Raw genomic sequence first — 24,609 nt, forward strand, 5'->3', positions numbered from 1 at the left:
TTCGTTTTCATACTTTGTATAATCTTGCTCTGCCGAGGGCTACAATGCGAGATATAAGAAGCGTTAAAACGCTTCTTCTCACTATCACATTTTATGAAAGGATATCATATGCCAAAAAATATCAAGGATAAGGTGCTCTCTATAAGGATCACTTCTCAGCAAAATAGCAAATTATCTGATATAGCTAGAGAACTAAAAATATCAAAATCAGAAATCATTTCCTATCTTATAGATAATGGCACTATAAATTCTGAATCCATAAAAAAGAAAGAGCTATATCCAACAATCATTACATATTTTGCTAGACCTTTTAATAACATTAATCAAATAGCAAAGAGACTAAATATAGCTTATAAGACTAGTGTCAATATAGATTTAAAAACGATACTGCAGACACAAGAAGATTTGTACAAAACTCAATCAGTGCTAACTGAAATTTTAAGCCTAATAAGGAGTAGATATGATAGTTAAGATCTCAAAGGGAGAAAAAGGCATAGCTGATTATCTAAAAACTGGTAAGAAAAGAGATTCAAAGCTAACTAGAGATGAAAAAGATGATAGATTGCCACTGGCTGGAAATTTAGATCTTATCGAGATGTCTGAAAAGCACCAGAGCAAGAAAAAGAGTAAAAAATATAACTACTATCACATATCCTTGTCATTTACTTCAGAGGAGTGGAGCAGACTATATGAAAGTGGCAATATAGATGAGTTTATAATGGACTTTTTGAGGCTCACTTTCCCAAATCACGACATAGATGAGCTACTTTTTTATGCTGAAGCTCATCTGCCTATAATAAAAGAAGAGCCATATATTCCTCGCCTAGAAGGGGCGCTAGAAAATAGAACATTAAACAAGAAACATAAAAATGGCGAACCGCTAAAAAGAGAGCCTCATATTCATCTAATAGTCTCTTTTGAAAATATGAAATTTACTCATAGTGTAAAAACTGGTGGAGTAATATATACAAAAGGTGCAGCCAAGCAACAAGTAAAAGCTATTATGGCTAAATCAGCAGAGAAATTTAAAAGAGTAGTTAATGACATCTTATCTAACAAGTATGGTTTGAATAATATAGAGCCTTTAAGCATGGATGAAGACCAACTAAAAAAGCAATATGAAAGCTTTAAAAGTGCAGCACAAAAGGTTAAGAAAGGCAAAGAAAAAGATACGCAGATGAAGATAGAAACAGATGTGGTGATCGAGCCAAAAGCCAATATAAAAGAGCAAAATATAAGTGTTGAAGAGCTACTAGCTGATGCTAAAAATTCTACAGCTGATTATCTATTAAGAATGATAGAAGAAGATGATGGTTTCAAAAAAGACTACTATGATAGGGCAAAGAAACTTAATGCAGTGGATATAAGAGAATTTTTGCCTATGATCAATGCAAAATTTAACATCACCGTAAAACCTGAAATGGTAAATGACAAATATAAAGTAAGAGTGGATGGGTTTAAAGGAACTTATAATCTAACTGATCTAATGTGTAAGATAGTCTATAATGGCAGAAAAGGAGCGTTATTTCACGTAGTTAATGAGCTAGAGCAAATGCTTGTAGAACTTCAAGCTAATAAAAATGAGCCAAAGATAACATTAAGTGTAAGCAGTGACTTTAGCGCGCCAAATAAGGACCCAAAAACTCAAGTGCTAAATAGCTGGAAAACGATACAAATAGAGCCATATAACCTAAAATCTGTACTTAAAAACTATTCAGCTATAACAGTGGCAAGTTTCAAAGAAAAAAGTGAAGAAGCTAGTAGTATTGATGGCATAACTCCTACGCTTATATATGATATAGATAACTCTAAATTTAGTGCAAATGATGCTCAAAATTTACTACAAAGTAAAGGAATAAAAGGCTTCATATACCCAACCACCTATCAAGCACCGGATACAAAATTAGAGAAATTTAAACTCATCATACCCACAACAGATGCTCCAAGCTTAAATGAATATGATGAATACATAAAAGAGATAACAAGAGAGCTTGGGTTATATAACATAGTAAATAACTCCAGCTTGCATCCTAGTAAATTTCACTACACTCCAGTGCCAGGATCTGAGGTTGTAAGCATTAGAGGAAAAACTTTTGATAATACAAGAGCTATTGAAGAGGCTGGCTTAAAAACAGATATTAATAATATGGATATTAAAGCCATATATGAAAATTTACAAAAGCTAAGAAGATATGAGCTTGGTCATGAACCAAAAGATACCAACTCACATATTAAAAGAACAAGCTACCAAGCTATATCATCAAAGATTCCTATAAAAGAGTTAATAGAATGCTTTGACGAGAGCACTATGGTTAAAAAATATAAAGATCATCAAATACTTTCTGGTAAGAGTGGCAGATACCTATACCTGCCAGAAGAAAACACAGTCTACTCTTTTAACCAAAATAGACACTATACTCCATATATCTACATTAGAGATAAATTTTATGAAGCAGCTAGAAAGATAAAAACTGGATTTTATGATGATGATTTCATTAAAAAGCTAGGTATTACACAAAATGAATATAAAGGCTTTGTAAAAGGTATTGATGGTCATCTAGATATAAATAGGTACTATTTGGTGTTTATCAATAGAATAGAAAACTTTAAAAAATATCTATCAGATATAGTTCGAATTAACTACCAAGGCCTAATTTATAATATAAAAACCTATATGAAAGATTGGCAGGATATGCAAGGTTTTAATAAACTAAAGGAGCGTTATAAAACAGATAAGATATATCTAACAAATGATCATATATCATTTGATTCACTAAAAATAACAAAGCAAGAGCTATACGATCAAGGACTTGATAAGGACTTTGGAATGGAGCAATCAACACAACAATCAAGTGAGATAAAAACTATAGAGCAAAATGTGAAGTCAAAATATGATGGTTTGGGAAGGTAGGCTATTATAAGCTGTTATAGAAGCCAAATTATTAGCCATCACTCACCCCATAAAACCAAACGGCAATGCAAACATATCATCATCTAGTTTTATAGCCGTATCTCCGGCGTAAAAGACTACTCCTTTATCAAATTTACTTTGCAAATTCTCTTTTAAGTGGTAGATATGCTTAAAGTCATCTTTACTGATAGTTTTTGAAGATTTGACCTCTACCGCTATGACTTTACCGGATATCTCAAGTATAAAATCAATCTCTTTTTGATCGCTCGTTCGGTAGTAGTATATATTGGCTCGTTTTTTACTACTAGTATTTGCTTTTAGAAGTTCGTCAAATACAAATGTTTCATATATTGCGCCTTTGTATGGCGAGCTAGCAAGCTCATTTGGTGATGAAATTTGTAGCAGATGCGATAGTACTCCGGTGTCAGTAGCAAAAATTTTAGGTGTTTTTATAAGCCTTTTTAGAGCATTATTAAAATACGGCTGAAGCTTTTGGATCTGGTATGTATGCTCTAGTACGCTAAAATAGCTATCAAATGTCTTATTATCAAGCCCAGACTCCAAGCATAGCTCGTTTTTGTTAAAGATATTGCCACTTCTTAGCATACATAGGCGGTACATAGTGATAAATTTATCCATGTTTCTTATGTTACCTATCTCTTTGGCGTCTGATTCTATATATGTTCTTATATATGAGCTAAACCAGAGATATTTTGATTTTTCAGAGCTTATCTTTGTGATCTCTGGGTAACCGCCATTTATGATCTTTTCAGATAAGCCGTCGTTGTCATATTTTCTAAACACCAGATGGCCTATATCGCTACTTAAAATATCTATCAAATTTTCATGACTATGACTTAACTCTTTTTGAGAAAGCGGGTAGAGTTCCACTATGCCTATCCTACCAGCAAGTGAGTCTGATATATCTTTAAAGCCTTTTAAATTTGCAGAGCCAGTTAGTATGAACTGCCCGTTTGTTCTATCTTTATCTACAAATTCTTTTATGGCTAGAAGCAGTATGGGAACTCTTTGTATCTCATCTATCACGATAGGCTTCTCGCAATGTTCTATAAAGCCTTTTGGATCGTTTCTCGCTGCTTCATAGATATTTATATCATCAAGCGTCACGTAGTTTGGTATATCTAAATTTAAAGCAAGGGTTGATTTGCCAACTTGTCTAGCTCCGCTTATCAAAAGCACTGGAAAGCTTTTCATATACTCTTTTATTTCATCGCTTATGGCTCGTTTGATGTACATAGTATTTTATCCTTAAATATTTAGGAGTATAATACTATAATTTATATAAATTTGCAAGGATGTTTTGGTTAAGATAATTGTATATTTAAATTTAATTCGAATTAAAACTGGTAAGATTAAGTCAGTCGCTGTGATTTTCTATCATACTGAGTATTTTATTGGTAGAGTTTTAAGCAATATCACCTCAGATTTTCATATTGACAAATGGCAGTCAAATTTTCCCTCAAAAGGAGCAGCACAATAACCATTTTTGGAATATTGCACAGGCTCTTTTATACTGCGACCTAACTTCCTAATAAATTTTTTACCTCATAACTTTATCCAGTAGTGATTTATAGCTATCCACTACGTCATAGACCACGCTATCATTGCTTATAGCCTTAAAATGCTCCTTTGCGCAGTGAATTTTAGATTCTTCGATTTGGCGAAGTTGCATAGAGTTCATAGACCCTTTAGTCTCTGCGACAAAATAAATATGCTTAATATCTCCCTCATAAAACGCAATCGCCCTAAAAAGACAAACCTCTCCAGATACATCAGTCATATATATAGACGAATTTAAAGGAAATATAGAAAAAGAGAAATATCAGCTAGCGATGTATGATAAAAACCGTAAACTAGTAGATATATTAAGAAATAGACATTCACAAACAATAAAAAATATAATAAACGAATTTGAAATACAACCACAAGTAGTTGTAATGGATATGTTTAAGCCATTTAGAAGCGTAATAAATAGTAATATAGTTCAGGCCCAAATAGTAGCAGATAAATATCATGTAATAAGACAAGGGATATGGGCATTAAGAGATTTAAGAGTAGAATTATTTAACAAAGACAATGAAAAGTATAAGAAGTTAAAAAAATATTGGAAAATACTAAGTAAAAGCCCAATAAGTCAGTTTAGTCAAAGACAAAAAGAAATATTAAAAGAGATATTAAAAGTAGATAAGACATTGAAAAAGATGTATAGAATAATAAAAGAATTTTACAAGATGTTTGAGAGCAAGACAGTAAAGACAATGAGAAGGAGAATAGAGCAATTAATTGAAAAATTGAGAGTATTTAATATAAAGCAAAGTATAAAACTAGCAGATACAATAACAAGTTGGAAAAAAGAGATAATAAATATAGTAGAATATAAAATAAACAATGGGTTTGTAGAAGGAAATAACAACAAAATAAAAGTAATAAAAAGAGTATCTTATGGACTAAGAAACTATGAAAGATTTAGAAAATTGATATATTTACGTCTTTGCAATAGATAGAGGTGTTTTTACACCCCCACTATTGACAAAGAACCATAATAAATTTTATCCGCTCTATAAATTTAAAAATTGAATACCCTTTTTAAATACATTTAAAAGAAAAATTTATATATAATCCTAAGATAAAAAATTAATGATTATACTTAAGGAGCAAACGTGCAAATTCCTATTCGCTACGGCAAAGATGATATCATCGACCTAAGCGTTCCGGAAAAAAATTTACTGGGAGTTTTTAACCCCAACCCCGTGGCTAAATTCGACGAAACGGCACTCATCGCAAAGGCTCTGGCAAATCCGATAAATCAAAAAAGCTTTGATGAGTTGATCGCTGGCGATGAAAAAATCGTCATCATCGTAAACGACGGCACTCGTCCGACTCCTACAGCTAAAATTTTAAAGCAAATTTACCCAAAAATCCGCGAGAAAAATAAAATTTTCATCATCGCCACCGGCTGCCATAGAGAGGGCACGCTCGATGAGTACGAGATGATATTCGGCAAAGAAATTTACGCGGAGCTTAACGCCAAAGGCGAAGTTCACGATCACGACTCCAAGCACGACGAGATGGTATTTTTAGGCGAGAGCAAAAACGGCACGCAGATGTATCTAAACAAAATCGTAGCAGAGGCGAAAAAGGTGATCGTCATAGGCTCGGTCGAGCCGCACTATTTCGCGGGCTACACGGGCGGCAGAAAGGCCTTTTTGCCGGGCACAGCGTCGTATGAGAGCATCACGCAAAACCACAAGCTCGCACTAAGCTCCGACGCCAAAATCATCATCCTGCCGTTTGGCTCGATGACGGTGCCTAAGGCCTAGGCTTGGCTAAAATTTTATATTACGACGCGAGCGCTGGCATCAGCGGCGATATGAACTTGGCCGCTCTGGTGGATCTGGGCGCGGATTTTAGCTATCTTTGCGCCCAGCTTGCTAAGCTAAATTTAGCTAGCGAATTTTACCTACGCAAGCGCAAAGTGCTAAAATGCGGTATCTCCGCAACCAAAATAGACGTCGTTTGCGCGGCAAATCTGAGCCAAATTCCGCTTGCCCTCTTAGGCGCTAAATTTAGCCCGCGTCAAAATTTAAACGGCAAAATTCACGGCGCCGAATTTAGAGCGGATAAGCCCGCCCAAAACCATCCGCATCCGCGAAATTTCACGCAGATTTTAGAGCTTATCGAGGGTTCTAGCCTAAGCGCTTTCGTAAAAAAAACGGCAAGCAAAATTTTTAGCGTTATCGCGCAGGCCGAGGCCAAAATCCACGGCACCAGCGCAGAGCAAGTACATTTCCACGAAGTGGGCGCCGCGGACAGCATCGCGGACGTAGTGGGCGCGGCTATTTGCTTGGAGGCCTTGGGTGCGCCGCAAATTTTTGCTTCGCCTATCGAGCTTGGCGGCGGTTTTGCGCACTGCGCTCACGGCAGGCTGACCGTACCGGCGCCTGCGGTTTGCGAAATTTTAAAAGGCGCGCAAGTAAGCCTAGGGCGAGCGAATTTCGAGATGACTACGCCCACAGGAGCGGCGATTTTAAAGGCCTGCGCACTAAATTTAAGGGAGCAAGACCGCCGCGAGTCGCCGCGAAATTTTAAAATTTTAAGCACGGGCTACGGCGCTGGCGATAAAGACGTCGCAGATTTTGCCAACGCGCTTCGCGTGATACTTTGCGAAACGAGCGAGGATTTAGGCTTGAGAGATGAGCCAAATTTGAGCGTGCAGATCGGCTATGGCGAGCTTTGCGAGCGGATTTTAATCTCCACTAATATCGACGACATGGACGCCGAGAGCTTTGCCTTTGCGTGCGATATTTTGCGAGATAGCGGCGCGCTGGACGTATTTAGCAGGTCTATTTTTATGAAAAAGGGGCGCGCGGGCTTTGAGCTAAACGCGCTGTGCCGCAAGCAGGACGCCGCGCGGATAAAGGGGCTAATTTTCGCGCATACGACGGCGATCGGAGTTAGAGAGTGCGCCGTGAGGAAAACGGAGCTTGCGCGCGAGTTTTGCGAGGTAGAGACTAAATACGGCAAAATAAGGCTTAAAATTTCGCGTGGCCGAGTTTGCGATTTTAACGCCGAACAAAATTTAACGGACGAAAATTTAGCCCGAAATTACCCCGAAATTTTAAAAATCAAGCCCGAATTCGAGGACTGCAGAAAAGCCGCGCAGAGATTTCAAACGACGATCCGCGAGGTTAGAAACGAGACTTTAAAAAAATATGACGAAACTAGAAATTCTAAAAAATGATATAAAAAAGCTGGAAAATTTAGCCGTAGCGTTTAGCGGCGGCGTGGATAGCTCGCTACTGTTGCGCGTTGCTGCCGATACGCTAGGCCGGCGCGCGGTAGCTATCACGCTAAAATCGCCCTATATGTCGGGGCGCGAGATAAAAGAGGCGATGGAATTTACCCGTACTTACGGCATCAGGCATGAAATTTTAGAGCTAGAAGCACCCGAAGCGGTAAAAAATAATCCGCAAGATCGCTGCTACGTCTGTAAAAAGGCGGTTTTTACGCGACTAATCGAGCTGGCAAAGCATCTAGGCTTTACAAACGTCGCCGACGGTACGAACTTAGACGACCTTGGCGAATACCGCCCGGGGCTTAAAGCAAAAGACGAGCTTGGCGTGCTTTCGCCGCTTAAAGGCCTCAAAAAATCAGAGATTAGAGAGCTTAGCCGCGAGCTTGGACTGCCGACCGCGGATAAGCCCAGCTACGCGTGCCTTCTGACGCGTTTACCGCACGATAGGGAGTTTTCCGCGGAGGAAATTTCGCTCGTGGAGCGAGCCGAAAATCTGCTAATCTCGCACGGATTTTTAAACATTCGCGCGCGATTTGACGGCAAAGCCTTTAAGCTGCAAATGGGTGCGAGCGAGACTAGGCGCTTTTGCGCGGGAGATTTTAGCGCCGTCGTACGCGAGATCGCCGCGCTTGGCGAGTATGATATTTTGCTTGATTTAAAGGGGCTTCGCGGGGAGATTTTAAATGACGAAAGATGAGGCTTTAAATTTCATCCGTACCGTAAAATCGGGCGAAAAAAGCGAACGCGAAGCGATAGAGTTTTTACGGGATTTTCCTTTTAGCGACGTGGGCTGCGCCAAAATCGACACTCAGCGCGCCCTGCGAAACGGCGCGGGCGAGGTGATCTACGGCGAGGGCAAAACGGATGATGAAATTTTACGCATCGCAGAAGCGATCGGCGCGAGAGAGCAAAATATCCTAATCACGCGCACGAACGAGCGGGTTTTTGAGCGGGTGCGCGAAATCTTGCCGCAGGCGGAGTTTAACGCTCGCGGCCGCATCATCAGCGTCAAATTTAGCAAGCCCGCGCTCACGCAAAGCTACATCGCGATAGTCTCCGCAGGCACCACCGACGGCGCGGTAGTGGAGGAGGCGTACGAGACGGCGAGATTTCTAGGCAACGACGCGCGCAAATTTAGCGACGCGGGCGTGGCGGGGCTGCACAGGCTGATCGCAAATTTAGAGCAGATACGCGGCGCAAAGGTCGTGATCGCGGTCGCCGGCATGGAGGGTGCGCTAGCTAGCGTGCTAGCAGGCCTCGTGAGCGTGCCGGTGATCGCGGTGCCCACCAGCGTGGGATACGGCGCGAGTTTCGGCGGGCTAGCGGCGCTACTAGCGATGCTAAACAGCTGCGCAAACGGCGTTAGCGTCGTAAATATCGATAACGGCTTTGGCGCTGCGTATAATGCAAGTCTGATAAATCATTTGTAAAATTACGCCCGCACTCAGACAAATAAACGGAATAAATTTGAGTGCGAGAGCCTATCGATCACAGAAGCAAACCGCAACAGCTACCAAGCCGTAATAGTGCAGTGGCACGATAGTAAAGACGGTAAAGATAAACAAGCTAAGATCGGCGGCGGAGAGCAAACCTATAAGCTAAATGTCCCCGAGCCAAAATCAGACAATGAAGCCTTTAAAAAGGGCGAAGCCAAGCTAAACGAACTACGACGCGGCGGAATAAACGGCTCGCTTACCGCCACTGGTAGAGAACTAAGGGCCGGCATAAAACTAAAAATAACCGGCGTAACCAGACTTGAAAATGTAAAATTTAGTATTAAAAGCGTATCGCACAATCTAAACACTATAAGCTATATGATTTATCTGGAGTTTGAGGGGTAGGATTATATTTGATTATAAAAATACTCTTTTTTGCCTTTTCGGTAATACCCATCTATAATGTCTGTAAGTTCAAATTCAAAGTAATCAAATACTTTTTTAAATTCTATTAATTTTTCTTCGGACACTGTCAGGAAAGGCTTTTCTGTTTCTAATTCTATAAAGCTTTGCTTAAAAAGTTTTATGCCGTAGCCTTTATTTTTATAAGGGGGCATAACAGATAAGTGGCATAATTTTTTTTCGTTATATTTTAGTATAGCAAGACCCCTGAGATTATTATCATCACAGGAAGTTATAATTTTTTTTGTCCCGTCTTTTAATGACGGCAGTACATTTGTAAAATACCAAATATCAAAACTTGGATAGTATTTTTTTGCATCTTTGATATAGTTATATAATGTATATTTATTCTGTATCTCTGCCTTTATCAGCTGGGTATGATGCAGTGTTAGGTCGATTGTATTGTCAAAAGGTAACATTAAAAAACCGTTTTAATAAGCAGCAAATAGCATTGTAAATAGCATTAGATATTATGGCCACAAATATTACGAATGATAAGAATTTATATTTTTCGAATTTTGAGCTTTTATGATGAAGGCTTTTTAAGAAAAGCTGATAATTGTCTATCGTACCGTCGCCTAATATTTTATCTTTAAATTGATAGACCGTCATTTTTTGATTTGCATCACTTCCTATATATTGATTCCATAGATTATCTTCTAAAACCCTAAAGCTTTTTATAGGTCTGCTTTTTTCAATCAATTCAGTTGTAGAGTCAAGTATAACGAAAGTATTAATTTCTTTAAATTTTATCCTTTTGTCTGATTGTTTAGTAAATTGCCTATCTAAATTTATTGAAATTCCAATTGTTTTTATCATTTTTATAAACGGATTGACTTTTGTATCTGAAAGAACAGTATCTGTTATCTTATCTCTAATATTCTTAATCCTAAATCTAAAATAGCTGTTTTTCTGTTTTTCTTCTACACTCATTGTTATACTAGAATCGCTATTTATAGTGGTCTTACAAAGTTTTATATCTCCAAGCTTATATTCTCTTAGTCTAAAATTTAATTTATTTTTATCCAAATGAGTCTCTTCGTTAAAAATCATATTTAATGTCTTACCATCACGAAGCTTATCTTTTATGTCTATAAATTCATCCTTAAGTATGTCAAATGGAAACATGATCTCTATATTAAAATTTCTATCAAGATTATTATACTCTTTTCTAGAAATCAATATACCTATTTCTATATACGAATACTCTCTATCGTTTGGCAAAAATATATTTAAATGTAGTACTGCTTCTATTTTATCGGCGATATCTGAATCTAAATTTATAAATATAGCTTGTGTGCAATATGGGTTTATTTTCATCTTTACATTCCTAAATATACATAAACGATTGTGGTGCCACAAAATTTGGGTATTGCAAATAAGGACAAATTGCCTCTTTATATTTATTTGCGGATTTAATCTTAATGGCAAAACCGGTACTCTTGCCATTAAAGTATTTTAGATATCTTTCTTTATCTATGCCAGCGTCCATACTCGTTTTATCCCATAGCTCTTCTGGGCTTGCCTCCAAAATATTATCAACTATAAATTCTCCTATAATTTTTCCAACTGGCTTTGTGGCATATACTTTAATCTTATTAACGTTTTTTTTAAATTTTACCTTTCTAAACTCAAATTTTTTCGTACCATCAAAAATAGCCTCAGCGAATTCCGGCTTAATGGATAATAATGCTGTCATTTACTAAACCTTCTTTTAAAATTGCAAAAAAAGCCTCATCTGTAAGCTTCACAAAACCCCAGTAGGCTTCTTCGTAACCTATAATTTCTCTAATCTTCTTTAAAATAACACGTCTTTTAAATGATATATTGTATGCCATTTTTATTATTTTTGTGTAACTTTTTTTGATAAATATATTCTCTAATTCATCATCAGTAAATATATTATGAGGCTTGCAGTACTTGATGAAATCATACAAGTCACTAAAACTGGATAAATCTTTATATTCTTCTACAACACACAAGGAGGTTACGACGGATGAGTAGTTCGCGCTTTGGGCATTTTTATCTTTTGTTCTATAAATGAGCAAGCAGTCGCCTCTCTTGAGTTGCTCGACACCTTTCATTTCCGTTATATACACCTTATGAATACTATTTGATTCAGACATGTCTTTTAGTATGTCATAGCTTTCTGTGTTTAGCATAGAGTCCGAGAACATACCAGTATGATATTTTGGGTATATACTTAAAAGATATTTGTCGCTTGTCGCATTAATAGCCGGATAGTCCAGCAGTATATCATTTTTTAGTGCCTGCACTTGAGTCGGTATATTTTTTATTAATACTAGCTCATTGATTTTTTTGCCGTGCTGGACAAACCCATATCTTTTTAATAATTTTATTAAAGGTGCTTGTTTTTCAAAAGACGTTACATAGATATTATAAATATTGTTTGCTACGGCAAAATCAAAAATCTTCTTTATAATACGCTCTCCAAGCTTTGTCCCATGCGCATCTATTTTAAGAGTTCCTATCTTTAGCCATGTCACATTTGTGTCAAGTGCCGGACTTATATCCGTATTATCTATTGAGCTTTCTATTTTTAGATACAAAAAAGCCACTATCTTGGTATCATCAAAGAGTATATATGCTTTTTCGCCAGCGTCCGCTTTTTTCGCTATCCATGTATCAAAACCTTTATAGTCTTGCCTTAAAGAGTCGAAAAAGGAATCAGATGTGTTAATTTCACGTATATATTTCTCTTGGATATTTGACATTTTAACACCTCTTGAAATTTTCCAAGCAATTGTATCAAAGATTATCTAATTTTATTCTTTTAAAGCCATCGTCGCAATATCGGCAAGGATCTTTAAAGGTATTTTTTGAATTTAAAACGATAATAAAAAGATTAAAAAAATTTACGTTTCAAATCAAAGTGAAAAATGTGATGTTTTAGCCCACTTTGATTTGAAACGTGGTTTTTACAGCTAAATTTGAAGGCTAAATTTAAAAGGAAAGCGTTGCAAGAGATAAATTTAAGCTTACAAAAGGAAGCTCTAGTAAAAAGGCAAAGCGTGCGAACGAGGCTAGCGTTTTTGGTCATGGCAGTCCTGATTTTAGCGGCTGAAATTTACATAGCGATCTGCGTAAAGGGCGGTTTCGTGCGCCACTACGCGGGTGACGTTCTGGCCGTCATCTTGCTTTATGTTTTGACACGGGTTATTTTTAACGCGCCGCCTTTAAATTTGCCGTTTAAAATTTTCGCGTTCGCGGCAGCCTTGGAGCTCGCGCAGTATTTTGGCGCGGTGCAAATTCTAGGCGTAGAAAATAAAATTTTAAAAGTAATGATCGGCGGAACGTTTGATTTCGCCGATCTGCTCTGCTACGCTGCAGGCTGCGTCCTGGCGGGCGCTTATGAAAAATTTGAAAGTAAAATTTGACAAAGGAGAAGCGATGGATAAAGAAAGAGCCGTGCAAAAGATGACCGAGGTCATGGCGAAATTCGTCGGCTACACGGGCAAAGTGCTGCCTGACGACGTGACGGCGAAGCTAAGCGAGCTTAGTGAGCGCGAGACGCAGCCGCTGGCAAAGGAGATCTACAAAACGATGTTTGAAAACCAGCGCCTAGCCAAGGAGCTAGACCGTCCGTCCTGCCAGGATACGGGCGTGATCCAGTTTTTTGTCCGCTGTGGCGCAAATTTCCCGCTCATCGGCGAGCTTGAGGAGCTACTACGAGAGGCCGTACTGAGAGCGACACGCGAGGCTCCGCTGCGCCACAACAGCGTCGAGACGTTTGACGAGTACAACACCGGCAAAAACGTCGGCAAGGGCACGCCGAGCGTATTTTGGGAGATAGTGCCAGATAGCGGCGAGTGCGAAATCCACACCTACATGGCGGGCGGCGGCTGTAGCCTACCTGGCAAGGCGACCGTGCTGATGCCTGGCATGGGCTATGAGGGCGTCGTGAAATTCGTCATGGATATAATGACCAGCTACGGCATAAACGCCTGTCCTCCGCTGCTAGTGGGCGTAGGCATCGGCACCTCGATCGACATGGCGTCCTTGCTATCTAAAAAGGCGCTGATGAGACCGCTTGGCTCGCATAATCCAAACGAACGCGCCGCGCTAACCGAAAAGCTGCTCGAAGATGGCATAAATAAGATCGGCCTGGGCCCGCAGGGCATGAGCGGCGCAAGCTCCGTGATGGGCGTGCATATCGAAAACTGCGCTCGCCATCCTAGCGTCATCGCCGTCGCCGTAAACGTGGGCTGCTGGTTGCACCGTAAAGGGCACATCGTCTGGGACGCGGGGCTAAATTTTGCCGTAAAATCGCACAAGGAGTTTGCGCTATGAGTAAGAAAATTTTAACCACGCCGATCGCGCCCGAGGATCTAGCGGATATCAAGATCGGCGACGTGATCTACCTCACGGGGCACATCAGTTTGTAGATTTGGCTAGCACACAAAGAGAGCTAGCAGATGAATTAGGAGCTAAGTTTTTAGAATTTTGCAATTCATACCTAAATGAAAAATGTGTTATTGCTAGGAGTGAATTTAACTACCAAAACTCTTTTATGCCAGCAAGCCTGACCATAGAAGCCTACACTAAAAAACCGACTGCTAACACAACAATGGTAGATGCGTACATTGGTAATGTGCATTTTAGGTTAAATTATGATTATGTATATGAAGAGTATGATGATGACCATTTTAAAGATGAATATGCGTATCAATATCTTGACTTTCAAATATAACAAGTGCTATAATATAACTATTAATTAGAAAGAGTAGATAAATGGGGAAAGGTTTCTTTAAGAATAAAAAATTATGCATATTGGTTCTCTCTGTATTGCTATTGCTTTTAATACTAACTTTTATTTGTCTAGGAAGATATCCGGTTAGCCCCTATGAAGCATTTATGATTATATACAAAACAATAACCGGAGATGTTAGCGGCTTAGGCGTACATGAAACTAGTGTAGTAATTGACATAAGACTACCTAGAATACTTATGGCAGTTTTAGTAGGTGCAGGGCTATCACTGGCAGGAGCAGCATATCAAACTGTTTTTTCAAACCCTTTAGTTAGCCCGGACTTACTAGGGGTGTCTTCAGGAGCAGGTTTTGGGGCGGCTTTATCTATATTATTATCCCTAGACATGATAGTGACTCAGCATGTTTCTTTGCTTCTGGGGCTTTTAGCAGTTTATATAGTTTTAAACCTATCCAGAGTAAAAAAACGAACAGATTTGTATGTGTTAGTTTTATCCGGAGTAATTGTAAAGTCACTATTTGATGCTTCAATATCATTTATTAAATATATAGCAGATCCGGAAGATAAGCTTCCAACTATCACTATGTGGTTGATGGGAAGTTTAGCAAGTGTATCCTATAGAGACCTTGTTATTTGTTCAATAATAATAATACCTTGTATTTTCGGCTTCTTTCTATTAAGGTGGAAATTGAATCTTTTATCTCTAGATTCTGATGAGGCTAGGTCTTTAGGAATTAATGTAAAAAAATTACGTATTGTGGTTATCTTACTCTCAACATTGATAACTGCAACTACAGTTTCTGTATGTGGAATTATAGGATGGATAGGTTTAATAATTCCCCATTTGGCGAGAATGGTTATCGGAAATGATAATAGGTACCTTATTCCAACTTGTTGTGTTATGGGAGCAATTTATTTATTACTGATAGATACCTTTGCAAGAGCAGCTACAAGCAATGAAATTCCAATTTCAATATTAACAGCATTTATAGGTGCGCCATTATTCATAACTATACTTAGAAAGAATTCGGGAGAAAGAAGATGATACTCCAAGTTAAAAAAGGTACTTTTTCATATGACAAGAGAAAAATTTTAAAAGATATTTCATTTGATTTAAAAGAAGAAGAAGTAATGTCCATTCTTGGACCCAATGGGGTGGGTAAAACTACTTTCTTAAGGTGTCTTATGGGGTTTTTAAAATGGGACACGGGAAAAGCCTTATTGTTCGGCAAAGATATAAATGAATATGCAGAAAAAGAATTATGGGAAAACTTAAGTTATGTTCCTCAAGTTAAGAAAAGTGTGTTTAGTTATGGGGTTTTAGAAATGGTTGTGATGGGTTTAGACAAGGAAAACAGTTTTTTCCATATCCCTACGAAGGAAGATTATGATAAAGCTTATGAAACTTTAAAAGAATTAGGAGTTGAAAAGCTATCAAATAGATACTGTGATGAGCTATCCGGAGGAGAGCTTCAAATGGTTATGATTGCGAGAGCTCTTGTTTCTAATCCAAAACTTCTTATTTTAGATGAACCGGAGTCAAACCTGGATATGAAGAATCAAATTAGAATCATAGAGGCAATTAAACATATAAATGTAAATAAAAAATCTGCTTGCATAATAAACACTCATTTTCCTAGTCATGCATTGCAGATATCTAACAAAACTTTGTTTATCGGTAATGACTACAAAACAACCTTTGATGAAAGTTCGAAAGCCATTACTGAAGATAACTTACAAAAGTATTTTCAGATCAAAGCTAAAATTTTAATTTTTCAAGCAGAAGAAGTTGAATACAAAACAGTTGCACCTTATAAAACCATATAGAACTGTTAGAAGGAGGTTAATGAATGGAATATAGAAAATTAGGATCTACAGGCATACAAATTTCAAGAATATCTATGGGAAGTCATCACTTAAAGAATCCCCAAGATATAGATAAACATGCAGAAAATTTCTTCTATGCATATAAACAAGGAATAAATTTCTTTGAAACCGGCGATACTTATGGAAACAATTGTTCAGAACTTATATTAGGTGCAGCCATAAAAGAAATGAAGAAGCATAAAAAACCATTTTATATTATGTCAAAGACACATGCCGGAGATTCTAAAACATTTCGAAAAAATCTTGAAAATTCTTTGAAGAATTTAGAAATAAGTTGTATTGACTCCTTTACTTGTCTTTGGGGTGTAAAATCTTTTGAAGAATGGAGAGGAGCTAAAAACTATGGAGCTATAAGAGAGATGGAAAAAGCAAGAGAAGAAGGACTTATTAAGCATATTACTTTTTCTTCACACTTACAAAATAAAGAACTAATTGAGATGATTGGGGAGTATAAATTTGATTATAGTTTACAGGGCTTTAATATAATTAATTCCAAATACAGATTAAAAGGAATAATGAAGACTCATGAAAAAGATATAGGGACAATAGCTATGAATCCGCTGGCAACAGGAGACTTGTTGCTTTATGAAGATATATTTAACGCTATTCGTATAAAAGAAGACCAAACTTTGGTTCAAGCGGCATATGCATATATTCTGTCCTTTCCTTTTATAGATTCTATACTGGGAACCTTTAATTCAAAAGATGAAATTAATGAAGCTATTAAAACCCTATATCAAGAACCTTACTCTGCTAAAGAAAGGAATGAACAAGAAGGAAAATTAAAAGAAAGAATTAATCAAGTTGATTTAGAAAGAAAGATAGAAGTTGGCAAAGCTCTTAGACAAAGACCTCATATATTAAGAGAAGAAGTTGCAGATTTGTTTGGAGTTTATCCACTAAGTGTATAATTTTCAAAGGAGGAAAAATGAAAAGAAGGATTAGTTTATTATTATTTTTAGTACTAGCATTAATTTTAAATGCTTATGGCGGCAGCGAAAAAGAAGCTAGTCAAGTGCAAGAAGTTAAAGAGGTAAAAGAAAGCGAATACTCGGTTACTGATGTTAGAGGAAAAACGATTAAATTTGAAAAAACACCGGAAAGAATTGCAACGGTGGACAAGCCTTTTCCGTCTATAATATATGCAATTGATGGAAAGACAGATAAAATTGTAGGATGCAACCCATCTTTTATTAAAGCTTTTGAAGAAAGTGTTTTAAAAAACATGTATCCACAACTAGCTAATGCGAATACTAAATGGTGTTCAAAAGACTCAGTTGTTAACGTGGAAGAGTTATTGAAGCTAAAACCGGATGTAGTGTTTATTTATTTGAATAGTGAGAAAGAAATTGAAAAAATGGAAGCGGCAGGACTTAAGGTAGTAGCTTTAAAGAGGGCAGAATTTGACAGTATAAAAGAAAATATAAAAATAATATCTGAAGTACTTAAAAAGAAAGAACGTGGCGACTTATTAGTTGAATATATGGACAAAGGAATTAATGAAGTAGCATCAAAGTTAGCTGAAATAAAAGATGAAGATAAACCAAAAGTTGTAGAGTTTTATAGTGATATGAAAATAGCTGTAAAATCATACGACCATTGGATGATACCAAGTGGAGCCTATAATCCGGCTCACGAGCTTAAAGGTAAATTAGCTGAAGTGGATATGGAGCAAATGATGCTATGGAACCCTGATATCATTTATTTAGGAAATCATTCAGACTTAATGCCGGAAGACTTTCTTGAAAATAAGCAGGAAGGTAGAGACTGGTCAACAATTAAAGCTGTAGCTAACAAACAAGTATACAAAATTCCTATAGGTGTTTATAGATGGGATCCACCTGGGGTTGAAACTCCGCTTATGGTTAAATGGGCTGCAAAAATACAGTATCCACAATTGTTTTCAGATATGGACATGGAAGTAGAGTTAAAGAAATTTTTTGAATATGTATATGATTACAAATTATCAGATGATGAAGTTGCTACAATATTGAGGAAGTAGTTTTAACAAGAAAGGAAGAAACATGGATAAAATAAAAGTATAGGTGGGATCCACCCGGGGTTGAAACTCCGCTTATGGTTAAATGGGCTGCAAAAATCCAGTATCCACAATTATTTTCAGACATGGATATGGAAGTAGAGTTAAAGAAATTTTTTGAATATGCATATGATTACACATTATCAGATGATGAAGTTGCTACAATATTGAGGAAGTAGTTTTAACAAGAAAGGAAGAAACATGGATAAAATAAAAGTATTAGAAAAAGGACATGAATTAGAATATAGCTTTGATAATTTACTAAACTATCATGGTGTAGGTTATCCCGGGGGAGTAGCTCATGCATTTCAAGTCATGAGTAGAGCCTTTCCACTTTTAGATGATGGGAAATTATTAGAAAGAAGAGAGATATATCTTATTACAGCATTTCCGGGACCGGGAGGGCTAGATGCTTTTGAAATGGTAACAAGATGCGTAACAGGTGGTAGAATTTCCGTTGATATTAATTTAAAAGAAGCTGAAGAAGTCTTAGAAAGTCCCCATGGAAGATATTATTTTAAATTCAAGTATAGAGATAAAACAGTTGTTATAACCATAAAGCCAGGTTTTGTACTAAAAGAATTTATTGAATTATCAAGAAAAGAAGATAGAAGTGAAGAAGAAGAGACTACTTTGATTCAGATGAAAAAAGATATGGCAGCAAGACTATTGGCCGCTAAGCCCGAAGAAGTATATAACGCAAAAGTTCTATAAAAGAAAAAGAGAAGGGTTTTGATATGTACCCTCTTTACTGGACAAACCAGTAAGGAGGGTATTTTTTTGAAAATAAAGATGCGTTTGAGTTATTAGTGTTTGGTTCTTATGGAACAAAATACAGTAATTTTTTAGGCTGTATAATGAATATGGGGTTTTAGGGATAATCCTTAACGAGGTCTTTTGTCTGACTTGTTAGACAAAAAGTATCCTCGCCCAGATGAAATACAAGATGGCTTTTTGATAGCAGATGCAATATATACAGATGCAAGCTGGTTTAGGTTATGTTTTTCGTTGTTTATCGATCCGTTTAAGATAAATCAAATAACATATAGCAAAATATTAAAAAATCATAAAATTAAGCATAATTTTAGAATCTTAAATAACCTTAAATTATAAATCAATCTTTACTACGCTCACCTTTCCCCTCCTTGATAAAAATTTACCTCCTCAACTAGATCCTTTAGAATTTTAGGAGTTACTGGTTCGCCATAAGTATTCATAGTGATCTTGTATTGTTGTTCGTGTCCTACCAGAGCAGCTATATGTTCAATCCTCTGGCCGCTTTGGATGAGCTTGTTTATGAAAGTATGTCTAAATGAGTGAAATGTCCTTGTTTTATCACCACCTTTTATAACTTTAGTATTGATCTTCTTTCTAAAATACTCAGAAAAGTCTTTATTATCACAGCTAAATAGCCTAACTGCTTTGCCGCATTTCCTAGCTAACTTCTTTTTACTCTCTATAAATTCAAACAGCCCAATGCTACTTAACTTAGAATGGATAGGAACTATTCTTACAGAGTTTCTAGTCTTTAAAGTCTTACTCTTGCCTGTTTTTACATCTATTTTTGTATTTAAACTAAAGCATACTATGTTATATTTTTCAACTATGTCATCTGTGTTTAACTGGATTATCTCATTTAGTCTCATGCCAGAATAAGCTGCTATATGAGTAACGAAAAATAGCTCATCTTTGCTAATCCTTTGACTTTTGGTATCTCCACTTGATCTAATCTTACTCACAATATCCAAAAGCGCGTTTACGTCACTATCTTCATAGGGGTTTTTATTTGTAACGTCATCTTGGTTTATATTTATTTGCAGATCTATAGCTGGATTCTTATCTATATAGTCACTATCGTAGCAGTATTTAAAAAACTCACTAACTCTAACAATATACTTCTTGATGGTTGATTTAGAAATTTTTGGTCTATCCTTTGCTAAAACTATGATCTCATCTAAGCTTTTATCTTTATAGAGACTATTTTGAGAGAGTTTGGTTGGTAGTTGTAGTAAGACATTCCTAAAATTTAGCAAGTCATCTCTTTTTATCTTTTTAATATCTAGCTCATCGCCAAATTTCATAGACATTAGCCGTCCTACATGTCTAACAAGACCAAATGTGCTATCACTCCAGTTGTTTGAAATGCTTGTGTTTGATACATAGTTTTCAAATGCGCTATTTAGTGTGACCAAGTTAGCTTTACTCTCATTTTTAGTAGAAGAGTCTAGTTTATATCTAAGACTTTTAGCTCTATTTGAGAAGAGCTTTTGAAAGAAATTTACAGCTTCATTGAAAGTCATGCCACTAGCATCGCTTGTGTCATCTATCGCAAGGTCTTTAGCCTCAATGTCACTTAAAACTATGCCCTTATCTTCATATTTATCTGCCTTGTATAGCTTTACCTGACCACCAAAGGTAGGATCATTTAAATTTCCATACCCAAATTTTAGATCATCACTTAGCTCGTTGTCTCCATCTGGCAATAACTCACAACCAAATATTCTTAGGATATCGTTTTGTGTGAGTGCGCCTTTTTGCTTAGCTAGCTCATTTATAGAATCTCTTAACTCGCAAACAGAGTGCTTTAAAGACTTTTTAGTAAAAGGCAGCACCAAATCCTGCTTTTTTAAAGCTTCTATGTCGTCTTGATAGCTATCTATGTTAGCCTCTTTAATACTCTCTGCTATCTTATCTTTGCTCTTACTGCCTAAATTTACACTCTTGTGCTTTTTGCCAAATGGCACAAATGCCTGTTGCTTATCATTTAGTAGCTTTTGGTTTTTGCACATCTTATATGATATGTGATTTATGTTATCTATCGTTGCTTCAAGCACTCTTTTGCCAAGAAGCTTTTTGGTGTGAGAATCAGTACAAGATAGCTTTTTGCAGATATCATCAACCTCTTTTGATATGGCGCTGGGCAAGCTATCTTCTTTTAAACTCTGTTTTAAAAACAAATTTAGTGATAGTAGTCCATCTAAATTTATATATCTGCCAAGCATATCATGCTCTTTGATACTTTTGGCCTCCTTGGCTTTTAAAAGCATAAGTACCAAGTGCTCTATAAGTTCGCTGCTCAAATTCATCTTCCATGCCTTTTTGATCGCGTTAAAAATTATAGAGTAGATCTTAGCACGATTTTTTGCTGTATCAAAGCGTTTTGTGAGGAAGGAGGTTATATATTCGGTTTTATTACCAAAATAAGGCCTCAAATATAGTGGGATAGCTACTCTAAAGTAGTATATGCCATTTCGTTTGACTAGATATTGCATCTTTGTTGCATATGCAATATAACTTTGTAGCAAAATGTAGCAGATACCTAGTGTGAAACTGGCTGTGTGCCGTCTTTTTGGTGCTTACACAAGGTTTATTTTTAAACCCTCATAAGCCGGAGGTCGGGAGTTCAAGTCTCCCCCGTGACACCATAGATGTCCTACTTATCGATACTTTAACTGCCCTTTTTGCAGTTTCCCTTTCTTTAAAATTTCCTAAAAGTATGGTACAGTTTTTATAAAAAGCGGTACATTTTTTCAGGATAGATTTATTTTACAAGATGCTTTCTATAAATTTGCTTTTATTTTTGCTGATTAGATAAAATTTTACCTCAAGTAGACATCTTCATAGTCTCGCAGCTGACCTTTAGCAACCTTTTGGTTTTTTAGTGATCACTTGGCTTCTTTTTAAACTGTATTTTTATGCTATTGTCAAGCTTTTGCCACTCTTTTAAAGCGCTTGGTGGAAATTCTAGCTCATAGCTCATCCATGTTTACTTTTACTAGTTTTTCATCACTTGCTAGAGCAGTATCTACTGCTTTGCTTAGATGATACTCTTTTATTATCTCTAGAGCCACATAAGTTAATGCTAATTCTAATACAGTATATACAAAAAGTGCTTTGGGAAACAGATGATTTTATATGTTTTTTAAATCTATTTTAGGGCAGAATATATTCTACAAAATACAAATTTAGGATTAACCGATGAACCAAGCAGTGCACAATAAATTAGTTAGTTTTATTTGGTCGATCGCCGATGATTGTTTAAGAGATGTCTACAAGCGTGGCAAATATAGAGATGTGATATTGCCTATGGTCGTTTTAAGAAGGCTTGACGCACTTTTAGAGCCCACAAAAGAAGCCGTGCTAAGCGAGATAGATTTTCAAATAAACACGGCCGGGCTTAAAGAGCTAGATGATAGCGGCCTAAAAGATGCGAGTGGCTATGTCTTTTACAACACTAGCAAATGGACGCTTCAAAAACTCTACAACACCGCGACAAACTCATCGGCTATTTTAGAGGCAAATTTTACCGAGTATCTAAACGGCTTTAGCCAAAACGTTATAGAAATAATCGACAAATTTAAACTAAAAGCGCAGATAAAACACATGGCAAGCAAAGACGTATTGCTAGATGTTTTGGAAAAATTTACATCGCGATATATAAATTTAACCGACAAAGAGACGCTTGATCCAGATGGCAAAAAACTGCCTGCACTTACAAATCTTGGCATGGGATACGTTTATGAAGAACTTATAAGAAAATTTAATGAAGACAACAACGAAGAAGCAGGAGAGCACTTCACGCCTAGAGAAGTTATAAATTTGATGACGCATATCGTCTTTAACCCCATCAAAAATACCATTCCGCCCGTTATCACCATCTACGATCCCGCATGCGGAAGCGGCGGAATGCTAACCGAGTCTCAAAATTTTATCAAAGACGAAAACGGCGAGATAAGAGCTAAAAGCGACGTATATCTGTACGGCAAAGAAATAAACGACGAAACCTACGCCATATGCAAATCAGACATGATGATAAAGGGCAACGACCCTGAAAATATCAAAAACGGCTCCACACTCTCACTCAATGAATTTGCCGGCATGAAATTTGACTTTATGCTTTCAAATCCCCCTTACGGCAAATCATGGTCAAGCGAACAAAGATACATAAAAGACGACAAAAAGATAATAGATAGCAGATTTGTCGTGAGCCTTAGCGACTACTGGGGAAATTTCAGTGAGTGTGACGCCACACCAAGAAGCAGCGACGGGCAGCTTTTGTTTTTGATGGAAATGGTAGACAAGATAAAGCCTACATTGATAAGCAAATTAGGTAGCCACATAGCCTCTGTTCATAACGGTAGTTCACTTTTTACAGGCGATGCAGGCGGCGGAGAGAGTAATATCAGGCGATATATCATAGAAAATGATTTACTAGATGCGATCATCCAGCTTCCAAATAATCTTTTCTACAACACCGGCATAACAACCTACATCTGGATACTCTCAAACAACAAACCAGCCCACAGACAGGGCAAAACTCAGCTCATCGACGCTAGCGAGCTATACTCAAAGCTAAGGAAAAATTTAGGCGATAAAAACTGTGAGCTAGAACCAAAACATATCACCAAGATCATGCAAATTTACGAAAATTTCCAAACTTGCGACGAATTTGTAGATGATAAAAAAATCTCATCTAAGATTTTTTCAAACTCTGATTTTGGATACTATAAAGTAAATATCGAACGCCCAAAAAGATTAAAAGCGCAGTTTAAAGATGAGCTAATTAAGACTTTAAAATTTGATAAAAGCTTAGAAGAGCCGATGAAATGGTGCTTGGATAAATTTAAAGATGAGTGCTTTAATGGGCTTCACAACCATAAAAAAGAGATAGAAAAGTACCTAGAAGCCGAGGAACTAGAGCTAAACGCAAAGCAAAAAAACTCCCTTATCTCAAAAGAGCTTTGGCAAAAGCACCAAATTTTATTTGCTAGCGCAAATAGGCTAAAACAAGAGATCGGTACGGATGAATATAGCGATTTTAATGCCTTTAAAGAGCTAGTTTCAAAAGCGATAAAAAAGCTAGACATCAAGCTATCCGCAATGCAGATAAATACTATCTTAAACGCCGTCTCGTGGCAAGATGAAAGCGCTGCAAAAGTGATAAAAAAGATAAGCAAAATAAACAAAGAAAAGCTTGAAAATTTACTCGCTCATCTAAGATGTAGCGCCGATGAGCTTGAAAATTTTGGCTATTTTAAAGGTGAGAAAAGAGACGAATACATCGAATACGAAAGCGATAGCGATCTAAGAGATAGCGAAAATATCGCGCTAAAAGATAGTATTTTGAACTACTTTTTAAAAGAGGTAAAACCGCACGTAAATGACGCGTGGATAAATATAGATAGCGTTAAAATCGGCTACGAGATAAGCTTTAATAGATATTTTTACACTCATAAACCGCTGAGAAGCATAGACGAGGTGGCAAGCGAAATTTTAGAACTTGAAAAGCTAAGTGACGGGCTTATCAAAGGAATTTTAGGCGAATGATT

Annotated in this window: 24 protein-coding genes and 1 pseudogene; 17 read left to right on the forward strand and 8 right to left on the reverse strand. The window is 36.9% G+C overall.

Annotated features, from left to right (window positions below; all coding sequences use genetic code 11):
• Positions 1 to 108 precede the first annotated feature (108 nt).
• Both MTT30_RS08480 and MTT30_RS08485 read left to right on the forward strand, forming a co-directional pair.
• The gene (locus tag MTT30_RS08480) at positions 109 to 471 is read left to right on the forward strand and encodes a hypothetical protein (RefSeq protein WP_429801642.1); all 363 of its coding nucleotides are present in this window, start codon (positions 109 to 111) and stop codon (positions 469 to 471) included.
• Entirely contained in the window at positions 461 to 2,911 is a 2,451-nt protein-coding gene (locus MTT30_RS08485) for an aminotransferase (RefSeq protein ID WP_429801643.1), read from the forward strand. The genes MTT30_RS08480 and MTT30_RS08485 overlap by 11 nt, the downstream gene beginning before the upstream one ends.
• 42 nt (positions 2,912 to 2,953) lie before the next feature.
• Here the strand turns inward: MTT30_RS08485 and MTT30_RS08490 are convergent, their stop codons facing one another.
• Both MTT30_RS08490 and MTT30_RS08495 read right to left on the reverse strand, forming a co-directional pair.
• A complete protein-coding gene (locus tag MTT30_RS08490) occupies positions 2,954 to 4,168 on the reverse strand; it encodes an ATP-binding protein (RefSeq protein ID WP_429801644.1) in 1,215 nt (404 codons plus the stop codon).
• A gap of 304 nt (positions 4,169 to 4,472) precedes the next feature.
• Positions 4,473 to 4,712 (reverse strand): hypothetical protein, encoded by a 240-nt coding sequence (locus tag MTT30_RS08495; RefSeq protein ID WP_122873470.1) that lies wholly within the window; start codon positions 4,710 to 4,712, stop codon positions 4,473 to 4,475.
• Positions 4,713 to 4,716: 4 nt separating this feature from the next.
• Here MTT30_RS08495 and MTT30_RS08500 point away from each other — a divergent pair, with 4 nt between their 5' ends.
• The 6 genes and pseudogenes from MTT30_RS08500 (at position 4,717) to MTT30_RS08525 (ending at position 9,568) form a co-directional block, all read left to right on the forward strand.
• Positions 4,717 to 5,436 carry a transposase gene (locus MTT30_RS08500; RefSeq protein ID WP_083827858.1) on the forward strand — a complete coding sequence of 240 codons (720 nt, stop codon included), beginning with the start codon at positions 4,717 to 4,719 and terminating at the stop codon, positions 5,434 to 5,436.
• A gap of 156 nt (positions 5,437 to 5,592) precedes the next feature.
• A pseudogene (locus tag MTT30_RS08505) lies at positions 5,593 to 6,219 on the forward strand (lactate racemase domain-containing protein); the annotation flags it as partial.
• Positions 6,220 to 6,254: 35 nt separating this feature from the next.
• Entirely contained in the window at positions 6,255 to 7,673 is a 1,419-nt protein-coding gene (gene larC / locus MTT30_RS08510; RefSeq protein WP_429801645.1) for a nickel pincer cofactor biosynthesis protein LarC, read from the forward strand.
• Positions 7,645 to 8,424, forward strand: a complete 780-nt coding sequence (gene larE / locus MTT30_RS08515; RefSeq protein ID WP_122873473.1) for an ATP-dependent sacrificial sulfur transferase LarE — start codon at positions 7,645 to 7,647, stop codon at positions 8,422 to 8,424. The genes larC and larE overlap by 29 nt, the downstream gene beginning before the upstream one ends.
• Entirely contained in the window at positions 8,411 to 9,157 is a 747-nt protein-coding gene (gene larB, locus MTT30_RS08520; RefSeq protein ID WP_429801646.1) for a nickel pincer cofactor biosynthesis protein LarB, read from the forward strand. The genes larE and larB overlap by 14 nt, the downstream gene beginning before the upstream one ends.
• A gap of 96 nt (positions 9,158 to 9,253) precedes the next feature.
• Entirely contained in the window at positions 9,254 to 9,568 is a 315-nt protein-coding gene (locus tag MTT30_RS08525; RefSeq protein ID WP_429801647.1) for a hypothetical protein, read from the forward strand.
• Positions 9,569 to 9,570: 2 nt separating this feature from the next.
• Here MTT30_RS08525 and MTT30_RS08530 read toward each other — a convergent pair whose 3' ends face one another.
• Genes MTT30_RS08530 through MTT30_RS08545 form a run of 4 tightly spaced genes read right to left on the reverse strand, consistent with a single transcriptional unit; the run spans position 9,571 to position 12,360 of the window.
• A complete protein-coding gene (locus MTT30_RS08530) occupies positions 9,571 to 10,044 on the reverse strand; it encodes a GNAT family N-acetyltransferase (protein WP_122863436.1) in 474 nt (157 codons plus the stop codon).
• Positions 10,031 to 10,945, reverse strand: a complete 915-nt coding sequence (locus MTT30_RS08535) for a hypothetical protein (protein WP_232037819.1) — start codon at positions 10,943 to 10,945, stop codon at positions 10,031 to 10,033. Before MTT30_RS08535 ends, MTT30_RS08530 begins: the two co-directional genes overlap by 14 nt.
• Positions 10,946 to 10,955: 10 nt before the next feature.
• Positions 10,956 to 11,324 (reverse strand): ASCH domain-containing protein, encoded by a 369-nt coding sequence (locus tag MTT30_RS08540; RefSeq protein ID WP_103580452.1) that lies wholly within the window; start codon positions 11,322 to 11,324, stop codon positions 10,956 to 10,958.
• Positions 11,302 to 12,360, reverse strand: coding sequence for a hypothetical protein (locus MTT30_RS08545; RefSeq protein ID WP_429801648.1), 1,059 nt, complete (start codon positions 12,358 to 12,360; stop codon positions 11,302 to 11,304). The genes MTT30_RS08540 and MTT30_RS08545 overlap by 23 nt, the downstream gene beginning before the upstream one ends.
• Before the next feature lie 243 nt (positions 12,361 to 12,603).
• Here MTT30_RS08545 and MTT30_RS08550 point away from each other — a divergent pair, with 243 nt between their 5' ends.
• From MTT30_RS08550 to MTT30_RS08585, 8 genes are all read left to right on the forward strand, one after another.
• A complete protein-coding gene (locus MTT30_RS08550) occupies positions 12,604 to 13,023 on the forward strand; it encodes a DUF2809 domain-containing protein (protein ID WP_429801649.1) in 420 nt (139 codons plus the stop codon).
• A 13-nt stretch (positions 13,024 to 13,036) separates the two neighbouring features.
• Positions 13,037 to 13,936, forward strand: coding sequence for a L(+)-tartrate dehydratase subunit alpha (ttdA, locus tag MTT30_RS08555; protein ID WP_429801650.1), 900 nt, complete (start codon positions 13,037 to 13,039; stop codon positions 13,934 to 13,936).
• A 97-nt stretch (positions 13,937 to 14,033) separates the two neighbouring features.
• Positions 14,034 to 14,336, forward strand: a complete 303-nt coding sequence (locus MTT30_RS08560; RefSeq protein WP_149706643.1) for a hypothetical protein — start codon at positions 14,034 to 14,036, stop codon at positions 14,334 to 14,336.
• A 41-nt stretch (positions 14,337 to 14,377) separates the two neighbouring features.
• A complete protein-coding gene (locus MTT30_RS08565; protein WP_429801651.1) occupies positions 14,378 to 15,400 on the forward strand; it encodes a FecCD family ABC transporter permease in 1,023 nt (340 codons plus the stop codon).
• Positions 15,397 to 16,182: an ABC transporter ATP-binding protein gene (locus MTT30_RS08570; protein WP_429801652.1), complete on the forward strand. Its 786-nt coding sequence runs from the start codon at positions 15,397 to 15,399 to the stop codon at positions 16,180 to 16,182. Before MTT30_RS08565 ends, MTT30_RS08570 begins: the two co-directional genes overlap by 4 nt.
• A 23-nt stretch (positions 16,183 to 16,205) precedes the next feature.
• Positions 16,206 to 17,153 carry an aldo/keto reductase gene (locus MTT30_RS08575; protein ID WP_429801653.1) on the forward strand — a complete coding sequence of 316 codons (948 nt, stop codon included), beginning with the start codon at positions 16,206 to 16,208 and terminating at the stop codon, positions 17,151 to 17,153.
• 17 nt (positions 17,154 to 17,170) lie between these two features.
• Positions 17,171 to 18,244: an ABC transporter substrate-binding protein gene (locus tag MTT30_RS08580; RefSeq protein ID WP_429801654.1), complete on the forward strand. Its 1,074-nt coding sequence runs from the start codon at positions 17,171 to 17,173 to the stop codon at positions 18,242 to 18,244.
• A gap of 237 nt (positions 18,245 to 18,481) precedes the next feature.
• Positions 18,482 to 18,994: a hypothetical protein gene (locus MTT30_RS08585; RefSeq protein ID WP_122863256.1), complete on the forward strand. Its 513-nt coding sequence runs from the start codon at positions 18,482 to 18,484 to the stop codon at positions 18,992 to 18,994.
• Positions 18,995 to 19,410: 416 nt separating this feature from the next.
• Here MTT30_RS08585 and MTT30_RS08590 read toward each other — a convergent pair whose 3' ends face one another.
• Positions 19,411 to 21,552: a tyrosine-type recombinase/integrase gene (locus MTT30_RS08590; protein WP_429801655.1), complete on the reverse strand. Its 2,142-nt coding sequence runs from the start codon at positions 21,550 to 21,552 to the stop codon at positions 19,411 to 19,413.
• A 386-nt stretch (positions 21,553 to 21,938) separates the two neighbouring features.
• A complete protein-coding gene (locus MTT30_RS08595; RefSeq protein WP_369406596.1) occupies positions 21,939 to 22,040 on the reverse strand; it encodes a type II toxin-antitoxin system RelE family toxin in 102 nt (33 codons plus the stop codon).
• Between the two features lie 218 nt (positions 22,041 to 22,258).
• On the opposite strand from MTT30_RS08595, the gene MTT30_RS08600 reads away from it, so the two are divergent.
• Positions 22,259 to 24,607, forward strand: coding sequence for a type I restriction-modification system subunit M (locus MTT30_RS08600; protein WP_429801656.1), 2,349 nt, complete (start codon positions 22,259 to 22,261; stop codon positions 24,605 to 24,607).
• Positions 24,608 to 24,609 lie beyond the last annotated feature (2 nt).

The organism is Campylobacter concisus (genome assembly GCF_050447445.1).
GTDB classification, from domain to species: Bacteria; Campylobacterota; Campylobacteria; order Campylobacterales; family Campylobacteraceae; genus Campylobacter_A; species Campylobacter_A concisus_BI.

Coding starts and splice junctions, on each gene's coding strand:
- MTT30_RS08480 (WP_429801642.1), top strand. CDS start 109: ATGCCAAAAAATATCAAGGATAAGGTGCTCTCTATAAGGATCACTTCT.
- MTT30_RS08485 (WP_429801643.1), top strand. CDS start 461: ATGATAGTTAAGATCTCAAAGGGAGAAAAAGGCATAGCTGATTATCTA.
- MTT30_RS08490 (WP_429801644.1), bottom strand. CDS start 4,168: ATGTACATCAAACGAGCCATAAGCGATGAAATAAAAGAGTATATGAAA.
- MTT30_RS08495 (WP_122873470.1), bottom strand. CDS start 4,712: ATGACTGATGTATCTGGAGAGGTTTGTCTTTTTAGGGCGATTGCGTTT.
- larE (WP_122873473.1), top strand. CDS start 7,645: ATGACGAAACTAGAAATTCTAAAAAATGATATAAAAAAGCTGGAAAAT.
- larB (WP_429801646.1), top strand. CDS start 8,411: ATGACGAAAGATGAGGCTTTAAATTTCATCCGTACCGTAAAATCGGGC.
- MTT30_RS08530 (WP_122863436.1), bottom strand. CDS start 10,044: ATGTTACCTTTTGACAATACAATCGACCTAACACTGCATCATACCCAG.
- MTT30_RS08535 (WP_232037819.1), bottom strand. CDS start 10,945: ATGAAAATAAACCCATATTGCACACAAGCTATATTTATAAATTTAGAT.
- MTT30_RS08540 (WP_103580452.1), bottom strand. CDS start 11,324: ATGACAGCATTATTATCCATTAAGCCGGAATTCGCTGAGGCTATTTTT.
- MTT30_RS08545 (WP_429801648.1), bottom strand. CDS start 12,360: ATGTCAAATATCCAAGAGAAATATATACGTGAAATTAACACATCTGAT.
- ttdA (WP_429801650.1), top strand. CDS start 13,037: ATGGATAAAGAAAGAGCCGTGCAAAAGATGACCGAGGTCATGGCGAAA.
- MTT30_RS08565 (WP_429801651.1), top strand. CDS start 14,378: ATGGGGAAAGGTTTCTTTAAGAATAAAAAATTATGCATATTGGTTCTC.
- MTT30_RS08570 (WP_429801652.1), top strand. CDS start 15,397: ATGATACTCCAAGTTAAAAAAGGTACTTTTTCATATGACAAGAGAAAA.
- MTT30_RS08575 (WP_429801653.1), top strand. CDS start 16,206: ATGGAATATAGAAAATTAGGATCTACAGGCATACAAATTTCAAGAATA.
- MTT30_RS08580 (WP_429801654.1), top strand. CDS start 17,171: ATGAAAAGAAGGATTAGTTTATTATTATTTTTAGTACTAGCATTAATT.
- MTT30_RS08585 (WP_122863256.1), top strand. CDS start 18,482: ATGGATAAAATAAAAGTATTAGAAAAAGGACATGAATTAGAATATAGC.
- MTT30_RS08590 (WP_429801655.1), bottom strand. CDS start 21,552: ATGCAATATCTAGTCAAACGAAATGGCATATACTACTTTAGAGTAGCT.
- MTT30_RS08595 (WP_369406596.1), bottom strand. CDS start 22,040: ATGAGCTATGAGCTAGAATTTCCACCAAGCGCTTTAAAAGAGTGGCAA.
- MTT30_RS08600 (WP_429801656.1), top strand. CDS start 22,259: ATGAACCAAGCAGTGCACAATAAATTAGTTAGTTTTATTTGGTCGATC.